Annotated in this window: 27 protein-coding genes and 3 pseudogenes; 17 read left to right on the plus strand and 13 right to left on the minus strand. The window is 75.9% G+C overall.

Features of this window, described 5'->3' with window-relative positions; all coding sequences use genetic code 11:
* Positions 1-13 precede the first annotated feature (13 nt).
* A complete protein-coding gene (locus KCH_RS41895; protein ID WP_157032291.1) occupies positions 14-235 on the minus strand; it encodes a hypothetical protein in 222 nt (73 codons plus the stop codon).
* Between the two features lie 724 nt (positions 236-959).
* Between KCH_RS41895 and KCH_RS32975 the strand changes: the two genes are divergently transcribed.
* Positions 960-1,319 carry a MerR family transcriptional regulator gene (locus KCH_RS32975; RefSeq protein ID WP_035869290.1) on the plus strand — a complete coding sequence of 120 codons (360 nt, stop codon included), beginning with the start codon at positions 960-962 and terminating at the stop codon, positions 1,317-1,319.
* A 75-nt stretch (positions 1,320-1,394) separates the two neighbouring features.
* On the opposite strand, the gene KCH_RS32980 is transcribed toward KCH_RS32975, so the two are convergent.
* Positions 1,395-2,036: an NADPH-dependent F420 reductase gene (locus KCH_RS32980; protein WP_035874871.1), complete on the minus strand. Its 642-nt coding sequence runs from the start codon at positions 2,034-2,036 to the stop codon at positions 1,395-1,397.
* Between the two features lie 81 nt (positions 2,037-2,117).
* On the opposite strand from KCH_RS32980, the pseudogene KCH_RS32985 reads away from it, so the two are divergent.
* The 3 genes and pseudogenes from KCH_RS32985 (at position 2,118) to KCH_RS41900 (ending at position 3,377) form a co-directional block, all read left to right on the plus strand.
* Positions 2,118-2,470 (plus strand): annotated as a pseudogene (locus KCH_RS32985) (winged helix-turn-helix transcriptional regulator).
* The gene (locus tag KCH_RS32990; protein ID WP_035869292.1) at positions 2,467-2,727 is read left to right on the plus strand and encodes a hypothetical protein; all 261 of its coding nucleotides are present in this window, start codon (positions 2,467-2,469) and stop codon (positions 2,725-2,727) included. The pseudogene KCH_RS32985 and the gene KCH_RS32990 overlap by 4 nt, the downstream one beginning before the upstream one ends.
* A 512-nt stretch (positions 2,728-3,239) precedes the next feature.
* Entirely contained in the window at positions 3,240-3,377 is a 138-nt protein-coding gene (locus KCH_RS41900) for a hypothetical protein (RefSeq protein WP_157032292.1), read from the plus strand.
* Positions 3,378-3,445: 68 nt separating this feature from the next.
* Here the strand turns inward: KCH_RS41900 and KCH_RS32995 are convergent, their stop codons facing one another.
* Genes KCH_RS32995 through KCH_RS33005 form a run of 3 tightly spaced genes read right to left on the minus strand, consistent with a single transcriptional unit; the run spans position 3,446 to position 6,503 of the window.
* Complete coding sequence (locus KCH_RS32995) at positions 3,446-3,778, minus strand: STAS domain-containing protein (protein ID WP_035869296.1); 333 nt, start codon at positions 3,776-3,778, stop codon at positions 3,446-3,448.
* Positions 3,775-4,863, minus strand: coding sequence for a cobalamin B12-binding domain-containing protein (locus KCH_RS33000; protein ID WP_051653713.1), 1,089 nt, complete (start codon positions 4,861-4,863; stop codon positions 3,775-3,777). Before KCH_RS33000 ends, KCH_RS32995 begins: the two co-directional genes overlap by 4 nt.
* Positions 4,860-6,503, minus strand: coding sequence for a PP2C family protein-serine/threonine phosphatase (locus KCH_RS33005; protein ID WP_084224063.1), 1,644 nt, complete (start codon positions 6,501-6,503; stop codon positions 4,860-4,862). Before KCH_RS33005 ends, KCH_RS33000 begins: the two co-directional genes overlap by 4 nt.
* Positions 6,504-6,852: 349 nt before the next feature.
* Here KCH_RS33005 and KCH_RS33010 point away from each other — a divergent pair, with 349 nt between their 5' ends.
* Positions 6,853-7,263 carry an ATP-binding protein gene (locus KCH_RS33010; RefSeq protein WP_051653714.1) on the plus strand — a complete coding sequence of 137 codons (411 nt, stop codon included), beginning with the start codon at positions 6,853-6,855 and terminating at the stop codon, positions 7,261-7,263.
* A 45-nt stretch (positions 7,264-7,308) separates the two neighbouring features.
* Here the strand turns inward: KCH_RS33010 and KCH_RS41905 are convergent, their stop codons facing one another.
* Complete coding sequence (locus tag KCH_RS41905) at positions 7,309-7,467, minus strand: SsgA family sporulation/cell division regulator (protein ID WP_157032293.1); 159 nt, start codon at positions 7,465-7,467, stop codon at positions 7,309-7,311.
* Positions 7,452-7,712, minus strand: coding sequence for an SsgA family sporulation/cell division regulator (locus KCH_RS38785; RefSeq protein ID WP_051653715.1), 261 nt, complete (start codon positions 7,710-7,712; stop codon positions 7,452-7,454). The genes KCH_RS41905 and KCH_RS38785 overlap by 16 nt, the downstream gene beginning before the upstream one ends.
* Before the next feature lie 263 nt (positions 7,713-7,975).
* Between KCH_RS38785 and KCH_RS33020 the strand changes: the two genes are divergently transcribed.
* The 10 genes and pseudogenes from KCH_RS33020 (at position 7,976) to KCH_RS47495 (ending at position 14,855) form a co-directional block, all read left to right on the plus strand.
* A complete protein-coding gene (locus tag KCH_RS33020; protein WP_035869302.1) occupies positions 7,976-8,449 on the plus strand; it encodes a Dps family protein in 474 nt (157 codons plus the stop codon).
* 199 nt (positions 8,450-8,648) lie between these two features.
* A complete protein-coding gene (locus tag KCH_RS33025; protein WP_035869304.1) occupies positions 8,649-9,503 on the plus strand; it encodes an STAS domain-containing protein in 855 nt (284 codons plus the stop codon).
* Positions 9,500-9,877, plus strand: coding sequence for an STAS domain-containing protein (locus tag KCH_RS33030; protein ID WP_035869306.1), 378 nt, complete (start codon positions 9,500-9,502; stop codon positions 9,875-9,877). Before KCH_RS33025 ends, KCH_RS33030 begins: the two co-directional genes overlap by 4 nt.
* Entirely contained in the window at positions 9,874-10,290 is a 417-nt protein-coding gene (locus tag KCH_RS33035; protein ID WP_035869309.1) for an anti-sigma regulatory factor, read from the plus strand. The genes KCH_RS33030 and KCH_RS33035 overlap by 4 nt, the downstream gene beginning before the upstream one ends.
* Complete coding sequence (locus KCH_RS46820) at positions 10,278-10,769, plus strand: anti-sigma regulatory factor (protein ID WP_341865444.1); 492 nt, start codon at positions 10,278-10,280, stop codon at positions 10,767-10,769. The genes KCH_RS33035 and KCH_RS46820 overlap by 13 nt, the downstream gene beginning before the upstream one ends.
* Positions 10,766-10,966 carry a hypothetical protein gene (locus KCH_RS46825; protein WP_341865445.1) on the plus strand — a complete coding sequence of 67 codons (201 nt, stop codon included), beginning with the start codon at positions 10,766-10,768 and terminating at the stop codon, positions 10,964-10,966. The genes KCH_RS46820 and KCH_RS46825 overlap by 4 nt, the downstream gene beginning before the upstream one ends.
* Positions 10,966-11,457 carry a SpoIIE family protein phosphatase gene (locus KCH_RS46830; RefSeq protein WP_341865446.1) on the plus strand — a complete coding sequence of 164 codons (492 nt, stop codon included), beginning with the start codon at positions 10,966-10,968 and terminating at the stop codon, positions 11,455-11,457. The genes KCH_RS46825 and KCH_RS46830 overlap by 1 nt, the downstream gene beginning before the upstream one ends.
* Positions 11,454-12,842: pseudogene (locus KCH_RS46300) on the plus strand (sensor histidine kinase); the annotation flags it as partial. The gene KCH_RS46830 and the pseudogene KCH_RS46300, both read left to right, overlap by 4 nt.
* On the plus strand, positions 12,842-13,225 hold the full coding sequence (locus KCH_RS45400; protein WP_244305537.1) for a response regulator: 384 nt from the start codon (positions 12,842-12,844) through the stop codon (positions 13,223-13,225). The pseudogene KCH_RS46300 and the gene KCH_RS45400, both read left to right, overlap by 1 nt.
* Positions 13,222-14,855, plus strand: a pseudogene (locus tag KCH_RS47495) (SpoIIE family protein phosphatase). The gene KCH_RS45400 and the pseudogene KCH_RS47495 overlap by 4 nt, the downstream one beginning before the upstream one ends.
* A 28-nt stretch (positions 14,856-14,883) precedes the next feature.
* Here the strand turns inward: KCH_RS47495 and KCH_RS33055 are convergent.
* The 3 genes from KCH_RS33055 to KCH_RS33065 are packed head-to-tail and all read right to left on the minus strand — an operon-like array spanning position 14,884 to position 18,271.
* Complete coding sequence (locus tag KCH_RS33055) at positions 14,884-15,684, minus strand: phosphatase PAP2 family protein (protein ID WP_035869312.1); 801 nt, start codon at positions 15,682-15,684, stop codon at positions 14,884-14,886.
* A complete protein-coding gene (locus KCH_RS33060; protein ID WP_035869315.1) occupies positions 15,681-16,673 on the minus strand; it encodes a YihY/virulence factor BrkB family protein in 993 nt (330 codons plus the stop codon). Before KCH_RS33060 ends, KCH_RS33055 begins: the two co-directional genes overlap by 4 nt.
* Positions 16,673-18,271, minus strand: a complete 1,599-nt coding sequence (locus KCH_RS33065; RefSeq protein WP_063750221.1) for a bifunctional phosphatase PAP2/diacylglycerol kinase family protein — start codon at positions 18,269-18,271, stop codon at positions 16,673-16,675. The genes KCH_RS33060 and KCH_RS33065 overlap by 1 nt, the downstream gene beginning before the upstream one ends.
* Positions 18,272-18,402: 131 nt before the next feature.
* On the opposite strand from KCH_RS33065, the gene KCH_RS33070 reads away from it, so the two are divergent.
* Positions 18,403-19,629, plus strand: a complete 1,227-nt coding sequence (locus KCH_RS33070) for a phospholipase D-like domain-containing protein (protein WP_035869319.1) — start codon at positions 18,403-18,405, stop codon at positions 19,627-19,629.
* Positions 19,630-19,768: 139 nt separating this feature from the next.
* Here the strand turns inward: KCH_RS33070 and KCH_RS33075 are convergent, their stop codons facing one another.
* Positions 19,769-19,939 carry a hypothetical protein gene (locus KCH_RS33075; RefSeq protein ID WP_035869324.1) on the minus strand — a complete coding sequence of 57 codons (171 nt, stop codon included), beginning with the start codon at positions 19,937-19,939 and terminating at the stop codon, positions 19,769-19,771.
* Positions 19,940-20,139: 200 nt separating this feature from the next.
* Here KCH_RS33075 and KCH_RS33080 point away from each other — a divergent pair, with 200 nt between their 5' ends.
* Complete coding sequence (locus KCH_RS33080) at positions 20,140-20,661, plus strand: GNAT family N-acetyltransferase (RefSeq protein WP_035869327.1); 522 nt, start codon at positions 20,140-20,142, stop codon at positions 20,659-20,661.
* Positions 20,662-20,664: 3 nt separating this feature from the next.
* Here KCH_RS33080 and KCH_RS33085 read toward each other — a convergent pair whose 3' ends face one another.
* Both KCH_RS33085 and KCH_RS33090 read right to left on the minus strand, forming a co-directional pair.
* Positions 20,665-21,186 (minus strand): GNAT family N-acetyltransferase, encoded by a 522-nt coding sequence (locus KCH_RS33085; protein ID WP_035869329.1) that lies wholly within the window; start codon positions 21,184-21,186, stop codon positions 20,665-20,667.
* Positions 21,187-21,387: 201 nt separating this feature from the next.
* Entirely contained in the window at positions 21,388-23,736 is a 2,349-nt protein-coding gene (locus KCH_RS33090) for an ATP-binding cassette domain-containing protein (RefSeq protein ID WP_035874883.1), read from the minus strand.
* Positions 23,737-23,920 lie beyond the last annotated feature (184 nt).

A 23,920-nucleotide genomic window follows, 5' to 3' on the forward strand; every position in this document is an offset into this window, starting at 1 on the left:
GCCGAGTGCCGCCCTACGGGGGGTCCGGGTGCCGACCGCGGTGATGTCGGGGGTCGAGGGCGTCCCGCAGGGCGTGCAGGTCGGCGAAGGTGACCTGCACGGCGAAGCGGGCCAGCAGGCGGCGCAGGCTCCGCTCGTCCCGGTCGCGGACGGCTTCGGCCAGGGCGGCCATCAGCGAGGTCCGCTCGCGCGGGTCGGACGTACGCCCCCCGCCTGCGGCCTTCGGCTCTTCCAACGGTCGCCCTCCCGTCCGCGCTGCTGCTCGTCGCCCCGGCCCGGCGTCCGCGCATCTCACCCCGGGTCCTCCTGCAGAGCGCAGATTACCTTCCTCTCGGACACCGAAAAATCTGTGCTCGCGGGAGTAGACATTGCCATGTCCTCGGGTTAGCGTTTCTCGCGTAAGCGCAGTCAGGAACTGGCCCGGCAGACATGAACTGGCGGGAAGAAGTTCGCAGGACGGCACGGCTGTGGGGCCCTGAAGCCAGAGATCGTTCAGTGAGGCGACAGGGCCGACGGCCGGGCCGGGTGGCCCGCAGGCATCAGGGGCCGCCGCCGAGCGGTACCAGCAGTCGCGGTACAGAGGTATCCCGGCAAAGGCGTCAGGCTGCGGCGCGCGTGCCGGGAGTCCGGCAGCGGGCGTCCCGCCCGGACGAGTTCGCAGGACCAGCAGTTGGCAGTACCAGTCCATTGATGAGGATGAACGGAGGGACTGAGCGCCATCAGGATCGCCCGGCCAGTGATGCCTTTCACCCGGGCGGACACCGCAGACCCCCTATGAGTACGAGGACGGTGGTTTCCGGTCACGCAGAAGCGATCCCCGCAGGTCCCCTCAGTCGGGACAGGGCGGAAGAAGGAACCCGGCCCAGGCCGGTAGATGGTGTTGTTTCCCCTTCGGGGCCCCGGAGCCGCCACGGCGCCGGGGCCCCTCGACGCGTTCCTCGGGAACCAAGAGAGGTGCAGTGACTACGACGACCGACCAGCCCGACACCCCGGACACCGTCAGCTCCTTCGACGACGACGACTACCCCGCCTACACCATGGGCCGTGCCGCCGCGATGACCGGCACCACCCCCGGCTTCCTCCGGTCCCTCGGCGACCAGGGCCTGATCACCCCCCTGCGCTCCGAGGGCGGCCACCGCCGGTACTCCCGCTACCAGTTGCGCATCGCGATGCGCGCCCGCGACCTGGTCGACCAGGGCACCGCCATCGAAGCGGCCTGCCGCATCATCATCCTCGAGGACCAGCTCGAAGAAGCCCTGCGCATCAACGAACAGCTGCGCCGGCGCCAAGCCGGCCCGGACTCCGCAGCCGACACCTGACCCACGGCACCCCGGCCACGGCCCACGAGCCGAGGCCCCGTCACGCTCAACGCCGGGGCAGGGCCGGGCCCGGCGTCAGCCGGTGGCGTGGGGGAGGGGCGGGGCGAGGGCCTGGACGTCGGCGTTCTGGCCGACCCAGAGGGTGATGTAGAGGGCGGCGGTGGCCTCCAGCAGGTGGGCGTGGGTGAGGGGGCCGGCGGTGACGGGGGTGCAGCCGAGGGCGCGGACCAGCTCGGCGGTGACGGTCAGGGCTCCGGGGTCGTCGCCGCAGAGGGGGACGGCGAGCGGGCGGCCGTCGAAGACCGGCGGGTTCAGGCGCCAGACGCTCTCGTGGCAGAGGTTGAAGGCCTTGACGACCCGGGCCCCGGGCGCGGCGGCCGCCAACTGCTCGGCGGCGGACGGCCCCTGCCCGGTGAGGAGGCGGAAGCCGGGGCCGACCGGGTTGGCGCAGTCGATCAGGACGCGGCCGGCCAGGGCGTCGCGCAGTTCGCGGGCCACCTCGGCGCCCGCGCCGTACGGGAGGGCCGCGAGCACCACCTCGGAGGACTCCGCCGCCTCGCGCAGGCCGGTCGGGCGGGCGCCGTGGCCGACCTTCCCGGCGAGCCGGCGGGCCTTGGCGGCGTCCCGGCCGCCGATGGCGAGGCGGTGGCCGGCGCGGGCCCACCGGGTGGCGAGGGCGTCGGCCATCCCGCCCGTTCCGAGAATGCCGACGGTCAGGGGATTCATCAACCGGCTCCGTTTCGTGCGGGGTTGGTGCGGCGTTCGTTGTCTTCGACAGTAGGGAGCCGGTCGGGCACCATTCGGTACGTGACCGATGCCTATCTCGCCGACTGCCGGGCCCGCCTCGCCTTCGACCTGCTCTCCAACACCTGGAACGCCGTGGTGCTGTGGGCGCTGCGCGACGGCCCGTGCCGCCCCGTCGAGTTGCGGGAGCGGATCGGCGGCATCAGCTCGAAGTGCTGACCGAGACGCTGCGCCGCCTCCAGTACCACGGGCTGGTCGCGCGCGCGCCGCAGGGCCACGGCGTGGAGTACGGGCTGACCGCGCTCGGCCGCACCCTGCTCGCCCCGATCGACGCCTTCGGGGCCTGGGCGTTCGAGCACGGTGACGAAGTGATGGCCGCTCAGGAGGCGGCGGAGGCCGGCGCGTGAGCGAGGCGCAGCCGGGCGCGGCGGAGATCGCGGCGTGGCTGGACGCCGTCGCCGACGGCCGGGCGGACCGGGACGCGGCGGACCGGTGGGCCGGGCGGTGGCTGCTGGACGACGCGCTGGAGTGGGACGAGGTGTCCCGGCGGGGCCTGGAACTGCTGTACGGCATCGACCTGCGCTCCGGCGCCGGCGAACCGTACCTGCACGACGCGGAGCAAGTCCGGGGTTGGGCGGCGGAGTTGAGGGCGCGAGCGGGGTGAGGCCGGGGCGGTCGGCGGCCGTGCCCGTCCGCCGGGGAGGCCCGGCCGGTTACCGGCCGGTACCGAGTGCGGGCCGGTCGGGGGGCGCTGACGGCGGGCAAGCGCTGGACCGTCGGAATGGAAAGCCGCGCGAGGCCGCACGAAGTATCCGGCGAAGGGTTAGATTTCGGGCAATCACCCCCTTCGATCGCAGCCGGGCCGCCGCCGCAGCGCGCGCCGTCCGGCCGGGAACACGAGGAACTCCCCCATGGCACCGCACTTCCGAGGCGCCGCACTGCTCGCGGCCGCCGCTATGACGCTCATCCTTGCCCCCACCGCCGCCGCTGTCGGCAGTCCGGTCGAACCCACCACGACGACCCTCACGGCCCCGCCGCCGACGATCCCCAGGCCGGCCCCCAGGCGGACGTCCCGGCCGACCCGGCCGACGACCAGCTCGGCGACATCGCCACCCCGGCGCCGCCCCCCTGCCGGGCGACGTCGCCACGCCCGGCAGCGCCCCGATCCCCGGCGGCGTGCCCGGGTTCCAGGACGGCGGGGCGTCGAACACCGCGCTGCGGCCCGTCGACAAGGTCTACCCGGCACTGCCGCCGCCCGGCCGGCTCGTCCACGGCGAGCCCGTCAACCGGGCGCTGCCCGCGCTCGGGCGCTGACCGCGCGCGAGCCGCGCCGAACGGGTGAAGGCCCGCACCGGACGGACGGTGCGGGCCTTCGCGCGCCTTCAGTGCGGGCGGTGGTCGGCGAGCAGGTAGTCGGCGGTGCCGGTGAGGTGCAGCAGCCGTTCCAAGTGTGCGGGCCGGCGGTCCAGCAGCAGGCGGCGGCCGGCCGCGTCCACGTCGCGGCGCAGCTGCAGCAGGACGGACAGGCCCATCGAGTCGCACAGCGACATGCCGTGGCAGTCCAGGCGGACCGCCTCGGCGTCCGGACGGGCGGCGAGCAGCTCGGCGACCGCCCGGAGCAGGTCGTCGCAGCTCTCGTGGTCGAGCTCGCCGGTGACCGGGACGGTGACGGCGGCCGGCGGGGCGGCGGCGGGGGCGCGCTCGGGGCCGCTCATGACGGGGACCCGAGGTCGGAGGGCTGCCGGGCGGCCGTCAGGACGGCGACGCTGCGCGGCAGGTCGCGCAGCTCGTCGGCGAGCACGCGCAGCGAGAACGCGAGGAAGGCGTCCGGGACGGAGCGGGCGGCGAGGACCTCGCCCGTCCACGCCAGGAAGTCGGCGAAGAGTGCGGGATCGCCGGTGTAGAGCGCCACCGCCAGGTACTCGACGATGTGCCCGAGGTCGTCGAGGGTGTGCTCGCGCTGGAGCTCGGTGTAGTTCCGGACCGGCGGGAACTCCCGTTCCAGCGCGGCCAGCACGGCCGCCACCAGCTGCCGGGAGCTCCTGCTGACCAGGGTGTACTCCTGGTCGACCAGGTGCGGCAGGTCGTCCACCGGAAGGTGCGGCGAGGCCGGGGCGGGCAGGCCCCCCGCGAGCCGGTCGGCGGCGGAGCGGGCGTCGGCCGCCCAGGCGTCCGCGCCGAGCAGGTACGCGTACCGCCCGTCCGCGCCGAACGCCGCCCCGCCCGCGATCACCGGCACGCCCGCGGCCTGCGCGGCCGTGATCGCCGCGTGCGCGGCGGGCAGCCGGGCCGCCAGCGAGGCCGACAGCGCCAGCGCGTCGGGCGCGGTGCGGTGCAGGTGGGCGATCAGGTGCGGGGTGGGGCACTGCGCGCCCAGGTAGTCCACCCGCCAGCCGCGCAGCGTCAGCACCTCGGCCAGCAGCCGGGCCGGGAAGGCGTGCCACTCGCCGTCCACGCAGGCCACCGTGACCCGGCCGCGGGCCGGCACGGCGGGCGCGAACGCCGGATGGCCGGCGAGCACGCCCACCACCCGGTCGGTGACCGCGGTCGCGGCGTGCTCCTGCACCACGCTGATCCGGTCCGCCGCCCACTCGCGGCCGATCCGGGCCTGCAGGGGCGCGATGACGTCCAGCAGCAGCGCCTCCGGGGCGAGGCCGGACTCCAGGGCGCCCACCGCGAGCGCGGCCGCCGCGGTCTGGTCGCCGGCCAGCACGGCCGTCCACAGCCGGTCGGTCAGGTCGGCGGGGGAGGGGACGGGAACGGGGAGGCGGGCCGGGGCCGCCGTCTGCTGCGCGCTCATGCGGCCCGCCCCGGGCGGCCGCCGACCAGGGCGAGGTGGCCGCGCGGCGGCGCGGCGATCACCATCACCGCCATGTCGTCGTGCCGTCCGTCCCGGATCCACTGCGAGGCCAGCATCTGCACCCGTTCCACGATCGCCTCCGCGGGCATGCCCGCACACTCGCCCAAGGCCTGTTGCAGCCGGTGGTCGCCGAACTGCTCCCGGCCGGTCGGCCCGCCGCGGGCCTCGGTGATGCCGTCGCTGTACAGCACGCACGCCTCGCCGGGATCGAGCAGCACCGTGTCGGTGCGGGTGGTGGCCTCCGGCAGCACGCCCACGATGCTGCCCAGCGTGCTGGACGGCGTGACCCGGCCGTCGGCGCGCACCACCATCGGCGCGGGATGGCCCGCCGCCGAGAGCCGGACCCGGACCCGCTCGCCCTCGCGGCGCACCGAGGCCAGCACCAGCGAGGCGAACCGGGTGTGATGGGACGTCAGCAGCGCCCGGTTCAGCAGTTGCAGCACCCGTTGGTGGTCGTCCGCCAGCGGCAGCAGGGCGTGCAGCGTGTTGCGCACCTTGCCGGTCATGACCGCCGCCTCCAGGCCCTTCCCGCTGACGTCGCCCAGCAGCGCCAGGGCCTCGCCGTCCGGCTCCGCGGACGGGTGCACGTCGTAGAAGTCGCCGCCGATCCGGTCCCGGTCCACGGACGCCCGGTAGCCGCCCGCGAAGTCCACGCCGTTCAGGTGCGCCAGCCGCGGCGGCAGCAGCTCGCGCATCAACAGGTCGGTCACCGAGGCCTGGTCGGAGTACATGACGGCCGCCGAGACCGCCGCGCCGGCCCGCGCGGCGAACATCCGCGCGAACACCTCCTCGTCGGCGTCGAAGCCGCCGCCGGCCGCGCCGCGCAGCAGCACCAGTGCCCCCGCCGGGACGCCGTGGCCCGGCAGCGGCGTCACCACCACCGAGCCGACCCGGCCCAGGCCCTCCGGCACCAGCCAGTCCGGCGTGGCGCTCGGGTCGATCCACCGCGACGGCACCGGCGGGAACCCGCGCAGCGCCTCCGCCAGCCCCGGCACCTCCGCCGGATCGGCCCGCACCTGCCGGTGCACCGGGTCGCCGCCGCCCAGCGCGGAGACGAAGCGCAGCGTCCGCCCGCGGGGCGGGGAGACCACCACGGCGGCGTCCGCGAGGTGCAGCGCCGCCTGCCGGGCGGCCGTCTCCAGGATCCGGTCCACGTTCAGCGAGGACAGCAGCAGACCGGACAGCCGGGTCAGCAGCTCCCAGTCGCACGGTCCGCCGCCGGCCGTCCCCGGCAGCACCGCCGAGCAGCCGTCCGCGCCGACGAACCACCACACCACGCTGCCGTCGGCCTGCGGGGAGGGGTGCGCCTCGACGGTGCCGGCCAGCGGGTCGCTGTGCCGGACGACACCCGTGCGGCCCCCGCCGGCCAGCCGCAGGTGCGCCCGCCGCAGCCAGGCCGGCACCGGACCGGCGGTCGCGTCGCCGTGCTGCGGGTCGGCCGGCGGCGCCAGCAGGCGGCGGGCGGCGGGGCTGGCGTGCCGCAGCCCGCCGGCGGGATCCAGCACCGCCACGGGGTACGGGGAGCCGGTCAGGAACTCCGCGCCGGCCGTCGCCGGGGGAAAGATGGGGGGAAAAGCCATGGTCGGGGCCCCGACGGGCCCTCACCTCGCAATCGGTCGTCGCCGGCCGCGGCTGACGCTGGGGCCTGCCGCGCTCGGCGAGCGTGGTGCGGGCCGACCGGGGCCGGTACCGGACCGGACGGGCCGCACCCGAACGGCCATGCTATCGCCCGCCGCGCGCCACCCCGAGGCGCGCGCCCGCGAGGGCCGGGCGGCCGGTGCGGCGGCGCGGAAGCGTCCCGGACGGCGGACGGTACACGTTCGGCCGGTGTGGCGCGCGGATGGCCGGGCAACCGAGAGGTGACAGACCCGCGTGCGGCCCCGTGGTTTCGGGGGCGGGACGCACAGGAGCCGATCCGAGGACACCACCATGCCGCCCACCGACACCGATCCGACCGGGCGGGCCGCCGCCGGCCCGGCGGTGCGGACCGCCGCCGAGGCCCGGGCCGCGGTCACCGCCGCGCTCGGCCGGCATGCCGCCGAGCACGTCCGGCTGCACGGCGACGCCTGCCTGGCCGTCACGGAACTGGTCACCAACGCCATCCGGCACGCCGGGGGAGTGACCGGGTTCGCCGTCCGGGCGGGTGCGGGCGGCAGCGTGCTGACGATCGACGTCGAGGACGCGGACGACCGCCGCCCGAGCGGGGACGGGGCCAGCCTGACGGACCCGACCCGGATCGGCGGGCGCGGCTGGGCGCTGGTCCAGCTGGTCGCCGCGAGCTGGGAGATCCACGGGCTGGCCGGGGGCGGCAAGCGGATCAGGATCACCCTGGCGGCCTGACGCCCCGTCACCGGGGGCCCGGGGCGGAACCCGGGGCGGACGAGGTCAGGCGAGGATCCGGGCCAGCAGGTCGTCCAGGTCGAGGTGCTCGGACTCGTCGCCGGGCGGGACGAGCGCGAAGGAGTCCTCCAGGAACGCCGCCACCGCGTCGGCGGGGATGCTGATCACCGCCCGGCCGTCGTGCGGGCTCAGGGTGACCAGCACCCGGCCGTCCGGGCCGGGCCGACCAGCACGTCGCCGTCGCCGACCGGGGCGCGGCGGCCCTCGTCCAGCAGCTCGCGGCCGAAGTACCACTCGATGGTCCCGCCGTCCGGGCCGCGGGACGGGAAGGCCAGGCACACGCCGTACGGCAGCGCCGTCTCGAAGCGGAGTTCCGCGGTGACGGCGACGTGCGGGAACGGGCCCTCGGGGAGGGTGACGTCGGTGGACCGGGACGTGGCGACGGGCATGCGGCGGTACCTCATTCTGCTGGAGGTGCGGTGCTGACGAGTCCGGTGCGTCCGGCCCGGCCGGGTGGCCGGGGCCGGGGAGCGGCACCGCGCGGCTACCCGGAGCGGCGCGGTCCACGCGTCGCGGTTGCGGAACCGTTACCGGCCGCCGGCCGGCGCTTCCGCCCGCCGGCCGGGGGGTTTCCGTCCGGCCCGAGGGGGCAGCCGGAGGGCGGCCGGACGAACACCGGCCCCATCACACCCCCGATGCGGAAGGACCCCCCATGGACCTCACCCACAGCCCGCTGGCGGACGGCGACCGCGACACGGCCGGGGGCGCACTGCAGGGCGCTCTGGTCGACCTCGTGGATCTGTCGCTGGTGGCGAAGCAGGCGCACTGGAACCTGTACGGACCCCGGTTCCGCTCCGTCCACCTGCACCTCGACGAGGTGGTGGCGACCGCCCGCGACTTCGCCGACCAGGTGGCCGAACGGGCCGCCGCGATCGGCGTCAGCCCCGACGGCCGGGCCGCCACCCTGGCCCGCACCAGCGGCCTGCCGGAGTTCCCGGCCGGCTGGATCGCCGACGACGAGGTGGTCGGCCACCTGGTGGAGGCGTTCGGCGCGGTGATCGGCCGGATGCGGGAACGGATCGAGCAGACCGACAGCGCGGACGCCGTCACCCAGGACCTGCTGATCGCGGTCACCGCCGCCCTCGAGAAGCACAGCTGGATGTTCCGCGCCGAGAACCGGAACTGACCAGCGCCGCAAGGCCGTTGCCGCCCGCCCGGGGCCGCCGTGGCACGGGCGGGCGGCCGCGCGGGGAAAATCCGGCGCGCCGGGTGCATACCTTGCGCCGCTCGGGGCAGCCGGAGCCCGGTGGCCGGACCGACCCTCCCGGGTCGGCGGCGCCGAGGCTCCCCACCGGAGGGAGCCGCACGAACGAGGAGAACGCCACATGGCGGTGGAGCATGCGTCCGAACGGCTCGTCGAGCTGCTGAGCCGGGACGACGCGCTGCAGGACCAGTGGGTGGACGCGGTGGCGGCCACCCTCGGCGGCCGGATCAGCCGCGCCGAACTGGAGCGCGAACTGACCGACCTCTACCAGGCGCTGACCCAGGCCCTCGGCAAGGGCGGCCTGGACTGGCGCGGCGAGGACTACTCCGAGGTCCGCGCCCTGCTGGTCGAGATGTCCCGCACCCGGGCCCGGCACGGGTTCACCCCCACCGAGACCGCCGTCAGCGTCTTCGCGTGCAAGGACGTGCTGGCCCCCACCACCGACAGCACCGCCGAGGACATCACCGCCTACCTCCAGCTGACCCGGCTGCTGGACGCCCTCGGCCTGTTCACCATCGAGACCTACGCCCGCGCCCGCGAGGAGATCATCAGCGCGCAGGCCGAGCAGCTGCTCGAACTCTCCACCCCCGTCGTCAAGCTGTGGGAAGGCGTGGTCGCCGTCCCGCTGGTCGGCACGCTCGACTCCGCCCGCACCCAGGTCGTCATGGAGAAGCTGCTGCAGAGCCTGGTCGACTCCGAGTCCGAGCACGCCATCATCGACATCACCGGCGTGCCCGCCGTCGACACCGAGGTCGCCCAGCACCTGCTGAAGACCGTCGTCGCCGCCCGCCTGATGGGCGCCGAATGCACCATCTCCGGCATCCGGCCGCAGATCGCGCAGACCCTGGTCGCGCTCGGCGTCCAGTTCGGCGACATCGTCACCAAGGCGACCCTCGCCGACGCGCTGCGCCACGTCCTGCACCGCAGCGGCGCCCAGCAGCCCGCCGCCCCGAGCACCGCGGGCGGCGACCGGTGAGCGACCGCGTCCCCATCCTCCGGATCGGCCAGGTCCTGCTGGTCTCCATCCAGATCGACCTGGAGGACCAGACCGTCCTCGACCTGCAGGACGACCTCGCCGAACGGATCGTCGCCACCGGCGCCGGCGGCGTCGTCATCGACATCACCGCCCTCGAGATCGTCGACTCCTTCGTCGGCCGGATGCTCGCCAACACCGCCGCCATCTCCCGCATGCTGGACGCCGAGACCGTCGTCGTCGGCATGCGCCCCGCGGTCGCCATCACCCTGGTCGAACTCGGCCTCTCGCTCGGCGGGGTGCGCACCGCGCTCACCCTCGACAAGGGCCTGGCGCTCCTCGAACGCGACCGTACCGCGCGTACGGCCCGCCCATGACCGGGCACGAGGTGGAACAGGAGGAGACCGTCCCGATCACGTCCAACGACGACGTGGTGCGCGCCCGGCAGACCGTGCGGACCTACGCCCAGCAGTGCGGGCTGTCGCTGGTCGACCAGACCAAACTGGTCACCGCCGCCAGCGAACTCGCCCGCAACACCCTGGTCTACGGCGGCGGCGGCCGGATGCGCTGCGCCGCCGTCCGCCGGGCCGGCCGGGTCGGCGTGCACGCCGTGTTCGAGGACCGCGGGCCCGGCATCCCCGACCTCGACCTGGCGCTGACCGACGGCTGGACCTCCGGGGGCGGCCTCGGCCTCGGCCTCAGCGGTGCCCGCCGCCTGGTCGACGACTTCGACCTGCACAGCGAGCCCGCCACCGGGACGAGGGTGTCGGTGACCAAGTGGAAGCGCTGACCTCCCCCGTCCTCGAGGGCGAGGACGCCGTCTGGCTGCGGCACTCCGAGTCGCTGCCCGCCGCCGCCCGCGGCACCGCCCGCCAACTCGCCCACCGCATCGGCCTGCTGCCCGAACGGGTCGCCGAAGTCGGAGTCGCCGTCAGCGAGGCCGCCACCAACCTGCTCCGGCACGCCGCCGACGGGGCGATGGTGCTGCGCGTGGTGCGCACCGACACCGAGGCCGCCCTGGAGTTCGTCACCGTCGACAGCGGACCCGGGATGACCGACGTCCCCGGCGCGCTCGCCGACGGCTACTCCTCCGACGGCACCCTCGGCATCGGCCTCGGCGCGATCGCCCGGCTCGCCGACACCTTCGACCTGCACTCGCTGCCCGGCCGCGGCACCGTGCTCGTCGCCCGGTTCTGGAACCGCACCCCGGCGGCCGCGACGCCGCCGCCCAGGGCGAGCCCGTCGCCGCCGGCCTCACCCGCCCGATGAGCGGCCAGGACCTGTGCGGCGACGCCTGGGCGATACGCCCCGCCCACCCCGCGCCCGACCGGTACGCGGCCGGCGCGCTCGCACCCGGCCGAGCCGGGGCCGCCCGGCTCGACTGGGCGGCGCTCACCAACCGCGCCCCCGGCCGGCCGCCCCCGCCGGACCCGAACAGCCGGGCGGCGGCGGCGCGTTCCTGCTGATGTTCTGCGACGGGCTGGGTCACGGCCCGCTCGCCGCCCGCGCCACCTCCGACGCCGTCGCCGCCTTCCACCGCAGCGCCGCACACACCCCCGACCAGGTGCTCGCCGACCTGCACCGGGCGCTGCGGGCCGGCCGCGGCGGCGCGATCGCCGTCGCCCTCGTCGAACCCGCCGAACGGCGGCTGACCTTCTGCGGCGTCGGCAACGTCAGCGCGTTCGTGGTGGACACCGCCACCGGCGCCCGCCGGGCGCTGCCGTCCGCGCCCGGCATCGTCGGCCACCAGATGACCGCCCCGCACACCGTCCGGCAGGAACTCGCCCCCGGCAGCGCCGTCGTCCTGCACTCCGACGGGCTCACCGGCCGCTGGCGGGCCGCCGACCTGCCCGGCCTGTTCAGCCACCTGCCGGTGACCGCCGCCGCCCTGCTGCTCCGCGAGGCCGGCGTGCGCCGGGACGACGCCGGCGTGGCCGTCGCGAAGGGCGCCTGGTGAACGGTCCGCCCACCCGTCCGCCCGTGCCGCTGGAGGTCACCACCATCAGCACCGCCCAGGACACCTTCGCCCTGCGCCGCAGCGCCCGGGCCGTCGCCGACCTGCTCGGCGCCGACAGCCAGGACGCCGTCCGGCTCGCCACCGCGCTCAGCGAACTCAGCCGCGACCTGCTCGGCGCCGACCGGCTCACCGCGACCTTCGCGCTGCACCCCGACCCGGCGCCCGTCCTGCACGTCACCCTGTCCTGGCACGGCCTGCACCGGCTGTCCGCGGAGGCCCTGGAGGCCTCCGCCCGGCTGCTCCCCACCCACCACCGGCCCACCGACGACGGCGGCACCGCCCGCGTCGAACAGCGCCTGCACCCGGCGGGCGAGGCCGACACCGACCTGGTCGAGCGGGCCCGCCGGCTGCTCGCGGTGCACAGCGGCCCCAGCGCCCAGGAGGACTCCCGCGCCCAGACCCACGACCTGATCGCCGCCCTCGAACAGACCCGCGCCCAGCGCGAGGAACTCCAGCGCCTCAACAGTGAGTTGGAGGAGACCAACCGGGGCGTCCTCGCGCTGTACTCCGAACTCTCCCGCGAACTGGAGGAGACCAACCGCGGCGTGGTCGCGCTCTACGCGGAACTCGACGAGAAATCACGCCAGTTGCGCGAGGCCAGCGAAGCCAAGAGCCGGTTCTGGGCGAACGTCAGCCACGAGTTGCGCACCCCCGTCAACTCCGTGGTCGGCCTCGCCGAACTGCTCCGCGCCGACACCGACGCGCCGCCCGAGGAACGCGAACGCCAACTCGCGCTGATCGCCGGCTCCGGCCGCACCCTGCTCGGACTCGTCGACGAACTCCTCGACGTCGCCAAGGCCGAGTCCGGCACCCTCGAACCCCAGTGGGCGCCGCTCGACCTGCGCGCCGTCCTCACCCACCTCGAAGGCACCCTGCGCGGCCTCGCCCGCCCCGGCGTCGAACTGCGGATCGGCCCCGTCCCCGACGGCCTCGACCCGCTGCTCGGCGACGAGACGATGCTCGCCCGGATCCTGCGCAACCTGCTCTCCAACGCGCTGAAGTTCACCGAGACCGGCAGCGTCCGCCTCGACACCCGGCTCGACCCGCCGAGCGGCGACACCGCCCACTCCACCCTGGTGCTGACCGTCACCGACACCGGCGTCGGCATCCCCGAGGACCAGCAGGAGCGCGTGTTCGAGGAGTTCTACCAGGTCAAGGGCCCGCACCAGCGCGGCCGCCGCGGCACCGGACTCGGCCTGCCCTACGCCCGCCGCCTCGCCGGGATCCTCGGCGGCACCCTGCACCTGGACAGCGCCCCCGGCCGCGGCACCACCCTCACCGTCCGCCTCCCCGCCCGCCCGCAGCGCGCCCCGGCCGCCCCGCCGTGCTGCTCGCCGTCGACGACGACCCCGCCTTCCGGGCCGTCCTGCGGCCCCTGCTGGAGCAGATCGCCGACCGCGTGGTCGAGGTCCACGACGGCACCGAGGCCTACGCCGCGATCCGCCGCACCCGCCCCGACGCCGTCGTCCTCGACCTGCACCTCGGCGACACCGACGGCCACGACGTCCTCGCCGCCCTCCGCGCCGACCCCGAGCTGACCCACCTGCCGGTCGTCGTCGTCACCTCCGCGACCCTCACCGCCGCCGAACGCGCCCGCCTCTCCCACGCCCGCGACGTGCTGCCCAAGACCGGCCTCACCGCCACCCGCCTCGCCACCGCGCTGGCCGCGCCCCCGCACCGCCGCACCCCGCCCGAGGACGGACCGTGACCAGCACACCCACCGACGCCGGCCCCGCCACCGTGCTGGTGCTCGACGACAACGACGCCACCCGCTACCTGATCGGCAGCTGGCTGCGCCGGGCCGGCCACACCGTCGTCGAAGCCGTCGACGGCACCCAGGCCCTCGACCTGCTCGACCGCACCCCCGCCGCCGAGCTGCCCGAACTCGCCGTCGTCGACATCAGCCTCCCCGACATGACCGGCTTCGAGGTGTGCGAACGCATCAAGCGGCAGCCCCGCACCGCGGCCCTGCCCGTCGTCCACATCTCCGCCACCGCGATCGAGGCCAGCGACCGCACCCAGGGCCTGCACCGCGGCGCCGACGCCTACCTCACCGAACCCATCGACCCGGCCGAACTCCGCGCCACCGTCACCGCCGTGCTCCGCTACACCCGGGCCCGCCAGCGCGCCGAACGGCTGGCCGCCCGGGTCGCCGCCCTGCACCGCTCCACCCTCGCCCTCTACGGCGCCACCGACACCGACGGACTCGTCACCGCCGCCGCCCTCGGCGCCGGACGGCTCGGCGCCGCCCGCGCCACCGCGATCGCCCTCGGACCCGACCGCGACACCCTGCACCTCGCCCACCACGCCGACGGCCCCGAACCCCTCCGGCTGCTGCACGCCCCGCCCGCCTGCTCGACGCCCTCGCCCACCACACCCTCGGCGACGCCACCGGCACCGACACCACCCTCCTCGACGCCGAGCAGTGGCACACCGTCCGCACCGGCCACGGCCTCGCCGCCGCCGGACTCCCGGACGGCCCCACCGCCCTCGTCGTCGCCCGCACCAAACCCGGCCGCCCGCTGCTCGCCCTCGCCGTCGACCGCGACGCCGTCGCCGCCCCCGACGCCCGCAGCCTGCTCTCCCAGCTCACCCAGGCCGCCGCCCTCGCCCTCGAAGCCCAGCGCAGCCAGGCCGAGGAACACGCCCTCGCCCTCACCCTGCAACGCTCCTTCCTGCCCAGCCGGCTCCCCGCCGTCCCCGGCGTCGAACTCGCCGTCCGCTACGAACCGGCCTCCGCCCGCAGCGAGATCGGCGGCGACTTCTACGAGGCCCTCGACACCCCGGCCGGCCTGCTGCTCGCCATCGGCGACGTCGCCGGGCACTCGCTGGAGGCCGCCATGGCGATGGGCGAACTGCGGCACGCCCTGCGCGCCTACGCCATCGAGGGCCACGACCCGCAGACCCTGCTGCACCGCCTGGACGCGCTACTGGTACGGCTGCGCCCCGGCCTCACCGCCACCGTCTGCCTGGTGCTGATCGACCCCGACCGCCGCCACCTCCGGATCGCCAACGCCGGCCACCTGCCGCCGGCGCTACGACTCCCCGACGGCACCACCCGCTACCTCGACGACCACGGCATCCTGCTCGGCCTCAACATGCCGCAGCCGCCGCCCACCACCCACCCGGTGCCCGACGGCGCCACCCTGCTGCTGGTCACCGACGGCCTGATCGAAGTCCCGGGCGAACACCTGGCGACCGGACTCGAAGCCCTCCGCACCGTCTACGCCGACGCCCCGCCGAGCCCCGACAGCATCGGCGACCTGCTGCTGTCCACCTTCGCCAAGGCCCAGAGCGACGACGTCGCGCTGCTCGTCGCCCGGCTCCACCACTCCTGACCGCGCGCCCGCGCCCACCGCCGCGGCATCACTCCGCACGACCCTCGGGGCCCTCCGGCCCGGCAGGCTGGTCGTCGTCGGCGAGTTCCGGCTCCAGACCCTCGGTGACGGGGGCGGCAGGCCGGCCGGTGTCGCGCCGCCAGCCGTCGAACGCCCACGCCGTGGCCGCGACCAGCCCGAGGCCGAGCAGCCAGCCCGCCAGCACGTCGCTCACCCAGTGCACCCCCAGCGCGACCCGGGTGAACCCCACCCCGAGCACGCTGACCACCGCCACCGCCCACGCCACCCGGCGCAGCGCGGGCCGCAGCAGCGGCAGGAGCACCAGCAGCAGCACGGCGCAGCAGGTCGCCGCCGTCATCGCGTGCCCGGACGGGAACGAGAACCCCGGCGCGTGCGCCACCGGATCGGGCAGCGACGGCCGGGCCCGCGCCACCGCCAGCTTCACCGCCGCGCCGATCAGCGCCGACGCGGCGACCGTGCCCGCCGCCCACAGCGCCAGCCGCCAGGCCCGCCGCCACAGCAGCAGCCCGGCCGCCAACGCGACCAGCAGCCGCATCGTCACCGGATCCCACACCCGGTCGCTGAACGTCCGCACCACGCCCAGCAGCGCCGGGTGCGCGCGCACCGCCCGGTGCAGGCCCACCGCCGCGGACTCGTCGAGCCGGTGCAGCGGCCCCCAGTGCGCCTCGACCAGCACCAGCAGCAGCGCCACCGGCACCGCCGCCACCGCGAACGCGGCCACGGCGGCGAGCAGCCGTACGCCCAGCCGAAGGTCGGCGGTGCGCGGGGAGAAGCGTGGGCGGCGCGGGCGGCCGAGGGGGCGGGTCACTGCGAGGTCCTTCCACGGTCGTGGGCCGGCGTCGCCGCCGCCCCGGGGTCGGGCCCGACCAGCGGGTCGGGCAGCACCGGGCCGGGCCGGCCGGTCCGGTCGGCCTCCAACTGGGCGGCGAAGGACAGGCCGACGAACAGCGCGATCGCCGTCAAATATGCCCACACCAGCAGCGAGAAGACAGCACTGAGCGGCCCGTACACCGCGTCGAACGAACCGGACAGGCGCAGGTACAGGCCCAGCAGCCAGGTCGCCGCGACCCACAGCACCAGGTAGACGCCGGCCCCGAAGGCCAGCCAGCTGTAGCCGGGCTGCCGGCGGCGCGGGGCCCGCCGGAACACCACGCTCGCCGACACCAGGCTGAGCAGCACACCCACCGGCCAGCGCAGCCACGACCACGCCAGCACCGTGCCGGGACCCAGCCGGAACACCTCCTGCCCGGCCGCCGCGATCTGCGGCCCGGCCACCAGCACCAGGAACCCGGTACCGAGCGGCAGCCCCGCCGCAGCCGCCATCAGCACGCCCCGCCCGTACTTGCGGGGGAACGGCCGGTCCCGCTCGATGCCGTAGATCCGGTTCGCGCCGCGCTCGATCTGCGCCATCGCCGCCACCAGGTTCACCAGCGAGAACACCGCGCCGAACCACAGCGCGAGGGTGCCGCCGGACCGCTGCCGGCTGCGCTCCAGCACCTCCTGGACCAGCGCCGCACTGGACGGCGGCGCCAGGCGCTCGACGCTCCCCGCCACCAACTGCCCGACCGGCCCGCCGTGCAGCGACGCGGCCAGGCCCACCACGGCGATGGCGAACGGGATCAGCGCCAGCACCGCCTGGAACGCCAGCGCCCGGGCGTGACTGAACCCGTCGGCGTACCGGAAGCGCAGGAAGGCGTCCCGGACCAGCGACCACCGGGCCCGCTCACGCAGCGTCAGCACCGCTTCGTCCGCCGACAGATGCTCGCGTCCGCCCCGGACCCGGCTGGCCGTCCCCATCAGGCCACCGCCTCGCGGGCCGCCGCCGGCGCCGGCAGCCCCGGGGCCCGCACCAGCAGCACGCCCGGACGGACCGTCAGGCACAGCACCCGACCGCCCGGCACCGGGTCGCCGTCGCACTCGCGCGGGCAGGGCCGGTCCGCCGCCAGCACGATCCGGCGGCCCCGGAAGTGCTCCAGCGGCGCGTCGGGGCCGCTCCGGCGCACCCCGGTGACCAGCGCGAACAGCGCCGCGCACCAGCCGCGCAGCCCGTGCGGCTGCACCAGCACCAGATCCAGCACCCCGTCGTCGGGCGCCGCGCCCGGCAGCAGCCGCACCCCGCCCTGGAGCGCACCCACGTTGCCGACGACGGCCGTCCCCACCCGGCGACGCACCGGCGGCCCGTCGTCCACCGTCACCGTCAGCGCGATCCGCCGGTCGCCCAGGTGCCGGGCCGCACCCACCAGGTACGCGGGCCAGCCGAGCCGGCGCTTCAACGCCCGCCCGGTGTCGGCCATCACGGCGGCGTCCAGGCCCATGCCGACCATCGCCGCGGCGGCCCGCTCCGGGAAGCCGTCGCCCTCGGCCCGGATCAGGTCGATCCGGCGGACCGGGCCGCTCAGCGCCGCCGCCAGCGCCGCCTCCGGGCCGGCCGGCAGCCCCAGATTGCGGGCCAGCAGGTTGCCGGTGCCGCACGGGACGACGACCAGCGTCGCACCGGTGCCCGCCACCGCCTCGGCGCACGCCGTCACCGTCCCGTCGCCGCCGCACGCCACCACCGTCCGGGCCCCCGCCGCGAGCGCCCGGGCCGCCGCCGCCCGCCCCGAATCGTCCGCCGCGCCCGGCAGCCGCAGCGGCTCCCCGCCGCCGGGCACCGCCAGCAGCGCGCACAGCCGGTCCAGCAGCGCCCCGTCCACCACCACCGGGTTGAACACCACCGCGACCGGACCGTCCAACGGCAGCCACCGCGGCCGCTCCTGACGGGCCGGCAGCGCCCGGCGCACGGCCCACAGCGCGGCCGCGCCGTTCGCCGCGCCCGCCAGCACGTCCGTCGGATGGTGCATCCCCCGGTACAGCCGGGCGAACGCCACCAGCACCGGCACCGCCCACGCCAGCGCGCACAGCGGCACCCGCCAGCGGCCCCGCACCCCGTGCAGCGCCAGCAGCCCCAGGCCGCCGTACAGCGCGGTCGCCGCGCCCACGTGGCCGGACGGGAAACCCGAGGTCGGCAGCGCGCCGTCCAGCCGCACCACCTCCGGCCGCGGCCGGTCCACCACGTGCGCCACCAGCACGAACAGCGCCGCCTGCACCGCGACCGCACCCGCCAGCAGCACCGCCGGCCGCCACCGCCGGCCGAGCAGCAGCAACCCGGCGGCCACCGCCGTCACCGTCACCACCGCCGGCGTGAACGCCACCGCCGACGCGAACGAACTCACCGCCGTGGCCGCGGGGTTGCGGTGCTCGGCCAGCCACCCCACCAGCGCGCCCTCGCGCGGATCCCACCAGCCGGCCGGCGGATGCGTGATCAGCAGTCCGACCGCCACCAGCAGCGCCGCCTGCGCCGCCAACACCGCCAGCAGCCCGGCGAGGGGCCGCCCGCCTCCCTGAGTCCTCGTCATGGCACCCGTGTCCCCCCACCGGCGGATTTCATCCCCCGTCGGCCGCGAAAGGCCGCCCGCCCCGGCATCGAACCCGCACCAGCGGGTAGCCGAGCGCGGCCACCCATCCCGCGGACGGAGGAACCCCCGCCATGACGACCGAAGCCACCGTGCCGTCCCCCGCACCCGCTCCCGACCCCTCACTCGCCGACGGCGGCGGGTCGGAACGCGGCCGGGCGCTGCGCCGCCGCCTGGAAGGGCTGATCGGGATCGCCGCCACCGAAGGCAATCTGCTCACCCCGCTGCGCAACGGCGACGAGATCTTCCCGGCCATGCTGGAGGCCGTCGAAGGAGCGCGCCGGACCGTCGACCTGATGACGTTCGTCTACTGGCGCGGAGAGATCGCCCGGGTGTTCGCCCGTGCCCTGGCCCGCAAGGCCGCCGAGGGCGTCCGGGTCCGGCTGCTGCTCGACGGCTTCGGCAGCCGCCTGATCGAACCCGACCTGGTCGACCTGATGCTCAGCAGCGGCGTCCGGATCTCCTGGTTCCGCCGCCCGGTCCGGCTCTCGCCGTTCAAGCAGAACCACCGGTGCCACCGCAAGGTCCTGGTGGTCGACGCCCGCACCGCGTTCACCGGGGGCGTCGGCATCGCCGAGGAATGGTGCGGCGACGCCCGGCACCCCGGCGAGTGGCGCGACACCCACGTGCGCGTGGTCGGCCCCGCGGTGGACGGCATCGCCGCCGCCTTCGCCCAGAACTGGGCCGAGTGCGCCCCCGGCACCCTGTACGACGCCGCCGACCGCTTCGAGGACCACGAGCAGCCCGGCCGGGCCGTCGTCCAGGTGGTGCGCGGCTCCGCCAGCGTGGGGTGGCAGGACCTGCAGACCCTGATGCGGGTCGTCATCTCCTCCGCCGAGCACCGACTGCGCCTGGCCACCGCGTACTTCGCCCCCGACAGCTACTTCGTCGACCTGCTGTGCGACGCCGCCCGCCGGGGCGTCGCCGTCGACCTGCTGGTGCCGGGCCGGCACACCGACAAGCGGGTCTGCCAGCTCGCCGGCGAACGCCACTTCGAGCGGCTCACCGCGGCCGGCGTCGCGGTGTGGCGCTACCGGCCGACCATGATGCACGCCAAGGTGCTGACGCTGGACGGGGCGGCCTCCGTCATCGGCTCCGCCAACTTCAACCGGCGCTCGCTCGACCACGACGAGGAAGTCGTCCTCACCGTCCTCGACGAGGAGTTCACCGCCCGGCTCGACCGGCACTTCGACCAGGACCTGTCCCGCAGCGAACGCGTCACGCCCGGCCGCTGGCGCCGCCGCGGACCCGCGCTGCGGGCTCTGGAAGCCGCCACCGCGCCCATCCGGCACTTCCTCTGACGGTGTGTCGGGTCGCTGCCCGCGGCCCGACGCACCTGCGGGCTGCGGGCTGCGGGCTGCGGGCTGGGGGCTGCGGACACGCGGAGGCGGGCACCCCCGGTGTCGGGGATGCCCGCCTGCTGGTGCGTCGTGTCCGGTGCTACCAGCGGTACCAGCGGCTACGGCCGCCGCCGGCAGCCGTGCCCCGGGCCACGAAGCCGACGAGCCACACCACGAGGACGACCAGCGCCACCCACCACAGCGCCTTCAATGCGAAGCCGGCGCCGAAGAGCAGTACCGCCAGGAGCAGGACCAGGAGAAGGGGAACCACGACGGGCCTCCAATTGTGTCGGTACATCAGCTGCGATCAGACCGCCGTCTGCCCGCCGAACCGGGCGTTATGCCACGAAAGTTCGGCGAATGTCTTGAATGCGGGCCGACTGTCGCTGCGGCAGAACCCCGCGCCGGGACGGGAGACGGGCTGTCGTAGGGTGGCGGGCTCCGACTGTCGATGACCAGGAGCTGCCCGCCATGCCGGACGAGATCACGCTGCGGCCCGTCACCGCCGAGGACCTCGACCTCTTCGACCGCGAGTTCGGCGGACCGGAGGGCGTCGGCCCGCACCAGTGGTTCGGGTACCGCTCGACGGGCGGTCTGCGCCGCCGCTTCGCCGAGAACGGACTGCTCGGCACCGACGGCGGCGTCCTGTCCGTCGCCGAGGACGGCCGCACCGTCGGCCGGGTCGAATGGTTCCCCGGCAGCTGGGGACGCCCCGAGACCTCCTCCTGCTGGACCCTCGGCATCGGCCTGATCCCCGCCGCCCAGGGCCGCGGCACCGGCACCCGGGCCCAACGCCTCCTCGCCGACTACCTCTTCGCCCACACCCGCACCGACCGCCTCCAGGCCTGGACCGACCACACCAACCTCGCCGAACAACGCGCCCTCGAAAAGGCCGGCTTCACCCGCGAGGGCGTCCTGCGCTCCGCCCAGTGGCGCGACGGCCGGTGGCACGACCAGGTGATGTACTCGCTGCTCCGCACCGACCCGCGGTGACCGTCACCCGCGGCGGGCGTCCGACCCGCCGCCGCGGCGCATGCAGACCCGGTCGGTGAGGCCGAGTGCCGCCTCCTCCGCGAGCACCTGCCGCAGCCCGTCGGTGAGTTGGTGCTCCGTCAGTTCGCGGAAGCCGAGCCGTCGGTAGTACGGCGCGTTCCACGGGACGCTGCGGAAGGTCGAGAGCGTCAGCGCGTCGAGCCCCCGCCCGGCCGCCCACCCCGCGACGTGATCGATCAGCTCCCGGCCCAACCCCCGCCCCGCCGCGGCCGGATGGACGCTCACCTGCTCGATGTGCGCACACCCGTCGAGCAGCCGGACCAGCACGAAGCCCTGCGGCCGGTCGGCGTCGTCGACGGTCACCCAGAGGTGGCCGAGCCGCTGGTGCGGCGCGAACTCCTCCGCGCCGGGTGGCGGGGCGTCGGCGATCTCCGCCATGCCGACGGCCCGGAAGGCCGCGCCGGCGGCCAGTTGGAGGGCGGGCAGCAGCGCAAGGTCGGCGGGCGTGGCGAGGCGGATCGGCATGACGTCACTCCATCACGGTCGGGGCGCGGGGGCAGCCCAGGTGGACGGGGGAGACGGTGATCCGGCCGGGTTGGAAGAGCTCACGGCCGATCAGTCGCAGGACGGAGGCGTCGGCGGCGAGGGGGAGCCAGACGCGGGGCGGCCGGCGAGCGGGGTGAGGTTACCCGTAGACGGTGCGCCGGGGGCGGGGGAGGGGTTGGATCAATCGGTGCCGAGGTGGGCCGCGAGGTACGGGGCGGTGGGGCTGCCGGGGGTGGCGGCGACGGTGGCCGGGGTGCCGGTGGCGAGGACGCGGCCGCCCGCGGTGCCGCCGGCCGGGCCGAGGTCGATCAGGTGGTCGGCGGAGGCGACGAGGGGCAGGTGGTGCTCGGCGAGCAGGACGGTCGCGCCGGCGTCGACCAGGCGGTGGAGCTGGGCGGTGAGGACTTCGCTGTCGGCGGGGTGCAGCCCCGTGGTGGGCTCGTCCAGCAGGTACAGGGTGTGGTGGCGGCGGGCGTGGTGCAGTTCGGCGGCGAGCTTGACGCGTTGCGCCTCGCCGCCGGAGAGCTCGGGGGCGGGCTGGCCCAGGCGCAGGTAGCCGAGGCCGACCTGTTGAAGGACCGTCAGGACACGGGCCGCGGCCGGCACGTCGGCGAGGAACGGCGCGGCCTCGTCGACGGTGCGGGCGAGGACGTCGGCGATGGTGGCGTCGCGGTAGGTGATCTCCAGGGTCTGCGGGTTGTAACGGCTGCCGTGGCAGTCCGGGCACGGGTTCCAGGCGGTCGGCAGGAAGAGCAGTTCGACCTCGATCGCGCCCGCGCCCTCGCAGGTCGGGCAGCGGCCCGACGCCACGTTGAACGAGAACCGCCCCGCGCCGTAACCGCGCCGGCGGGCCTCGTCCGTGCCCGCGAACAGCTTGCGGACGGTGTCCAGCAGCCCCGTGTACGTCGCCAGGTTGGACCGCGGCGTGCGCCCCAGCGGTGTCTGATCGACCGTCACCACCCGGCCCACGGACGGGTCGTCCGCCGCCGCCTCGGCCGCTGCGCCCAGCAGCGTCGACTTGCCCGCGCCCGAGACGCCCGTCACCGCCGTGAGCACGCCCAGCGGCACGTCCACGTCGACGCCCCGCAGGTTGTGCCGGGTCACACCGCGCAGCCGCAGCACGCCCGACGGGGTGCGGCCACGGGACGCGGGCGGGGCCGGAGGGTCGAACAGGAACCGGCGGGTGGCCGAGTCCTGGACGGCGCGCAGGCCGTCCACCGGGCCGCTGTACAGCACCCGGCCGCCGCCCGCGCCCGCCCCCGGGCCGACGTCCACCAGCCAGTCCGCGCCGCCCACCACCGTCATGTCGTGCTCCACCACGAACACCGAGTTGCCCGCCGCGCGCAGCTCGGCGAGGACCTCGCGCAGCGCCTCGGTGTCCGCCGGGTGCAGGCCCGCCGACGGCTCGTCCAGCACGTACACCACGCCGAACAGGCCGGACCGCAACTGGGTCGCCAGGCGCAGGCGTTGCAGCTCGCCGGTGGACAGGGTCGGGGCGGCCCGGTCCAGCGAGAGATAGCCCAGACCGAGGCGGCGCAGCGCGGCCAGCCGGTCCGTCAGATCGGCGGTGATCAGGCCGGCCGGGCCCTCGTCGGCGGTGAACGGGCGCAGCACCTCCGCCAGGCGGTCGGCCGGGAGACCCGCCAGCTCGGTGATCGGCAGGCCCGCGAACGTCACCGCCAGCGCCTCCGGCCGCAGCCGCCGGCCACCGCACAGCGGGCACGGCGCCTGCTCCAGGAACCCCGCGGCCTTCGCGCGGGCCGCCTCGCTGCGCGACTCGGAGAACGCTTTCAGCACCAGGCGGCGGGCGCTGCTGTACTTGCCCTGGTACGGACGCTGGATCCGGCCCGGCTCACGCTCCGGATGGACCGTCACCACCGGCTGCTCGTCCGTGAACAGGATCCACTCCCGGTCCGCCGCCGGCAGCTCGCGCCACGGACGGTCCAGGTCGTGGCCCATCGTGCCGAGAATGTCCCGCAGGTTCTTGCCCTGCCACGCACCCGGCCAGGACGCGACCGCGCCCTCCCGGATGCTCAGCGACGGATCCGGCACCAGGGACGCCTCCGTCACCCGGTGCAGCACGCCCTGCCCGTGACACTCAGGGCAGGCGCCGGCCGGGGTGTTCGGCGAGAACGCGTCCGAATCCAGGCGCGACGCGCCCGGCGGGTAACTGCCGCACCGCGAGAGCAGCATCCGCAACAGGTTCGACATGGTCGAGATGGTGCCGACGGACGAACGCGAGGACGGCACCGAACGGCGCTGCTCCAGCGCGACGGCCGGCGGCATGCCCGTCACCGAATCCACCTGCGGCGCCTCCACCTGCCGCAACAGCCGCCGCGCGTACGGCGAGACGGACTCCAGGTACCGGTGCTGCGCCTCCGCGAACAGGGTGCCGAACGCCAGCGAGGACTTCCCCGACCCCGAGACGCCGGTGAACGCGACCACCGCCCCGCGCGGCACCGCCACCGCCACGCCCCGCAGGTTGTGCACCCGCGCCCCGCGCACCCGCACCATGCCGTCGTCGACCATCTCCGTGCTGCTCACCGCGCCACGCTACCTCGGCCGGGGCCGGCGGGTGGGGTGCGCCGCGAGGGCGATGGTGCAGGTCACAGGGGTGTGGGGAGGAGAGTGAGGGAAGTCGGGGGCGCGGTGCTGCTCGCGCCGGGGCTGGGGGGTGGGGTGCGCCGCGAGGGTGAGGTCGGGTCACCGGGGG

This window comes from Kitasatospora cheerisanensis KCTC 2395 (assembly GCF_000696185.1).
Lineage (GTDB): Bacteria > Actinomycetota > Actinomycetes > Streptomycetales > Streptomycetaceae > Kitasatospora > Kitasatospora cheerisanensis.

Coding starts and splice junctions, on each gene's coding strand:
- KCH_RS32995 (WP_035869296.1), bottom strand. CDS start 3,778: ATGAGCGGCCCCGAGCGCGCCCCCGCCGCCGCCCCGCCGGCCGCCGTC.
- KCH_RS33000 (WP_051653713.1), bottom strand. CDS start 4,863: ATGAGCGCGCAGCAGACGGCGGCCCCGGCCCGCCTCCCCGTTCCCGTC.
- KCH_RS33005 (WP_084224063.1), bottom strand. CDS start 6,503: ATGGCTTTTCCCCCCATCTTTCCCCCGGCGACGGCCGGCGCGGAGTTC.
- KCH_RS33010 (WP_051653714.1), top strand. CDS start 6,853: ATGCCGCCCACCGACACCGATCCGACCGGGCGGGCCGCCGCCGGCCCG.
- KCH_RS38785 (WP_051653715.1), bottom strand. CDS start 7,712: ATGCCCGTCGCCACGTCCCGGTCCACCGACGTCACCCTCCCCGAGGGC.
- KCH_RS33020 (WP_035869302.1), top strand. CDS start 7,976: ATGGACCTCACCCACAGCCCGCTGGCGGACGGCGACCGCGACACGGCC.
- KCH_RS33025 (WP_035869304.1), top strand. CDS start 8,649: ATGGCGGTGGAGCATGCGTCCGAACGGCTCGTCGAGCTGCTGAGCCGG.
- KCH_RS33035 (WP_035869309.1), top strand. CDS start 9,874: ATGACCGGGCACGAGGTGGAACAGGAGGAGACCGTCCCGATCACGTCC.
- KCH_RS46825 (WP_341865445.1), top strand. CDS start 10,766: ATGAGCGGCCAGGACCTGTGCGGCGACGCCTGGGCGATACGCCCCGCC.
- KCH_RS46830 (WP_341865446.1), top strand. CDS start 10,966: ATGTTCTGCGACGGGCTGGGTCACGGCCCGCTCGCCGCCCGCGCCACC.
- KCH_RS33060 (WP_035869315.1), bottom strand. CDS start 16,673: ATGGGGACGGCCAGCCGGGTCCGGGGCGGACGCGAGCATCTGTCGGCG.
- KCH_RS33065 (WP_063750221.1), bottom strand. CDS start 18,271: ATGACGAGGACTCAGGGAGGCGGGCGGCCCCTCGCCGGGCTGCTGGCG.
- KCH_RS33070 (WP_035869319.1), top strand. CDS start 18,403: ATGACGACCGAAGCCACCGTGCCGTCCCCCGCACCCGCTCCCGACCCC.
- KCH_RS33080 (WP_035869327.1), top strand. CDS start 20,140: ATGCCGGACGAGATCACGCTGCGGCCCGTCACCGCCGAGGACCTCGAC.
- KCH_RS33085 (WP_035869329.1), bottom strand. CDS start 21,186: ATGCCGATCCGCCTCGCCACGCCCGCCGACCTTGCGCTGCTGCCCGCC.
- KCH_RS33090 (WP_035874883.1), bottom strand. CDS start 23,736: ATGGTCGACGACGGCATGGTGCGGGTGCGCGGGGCGCGGGTGCACAAC.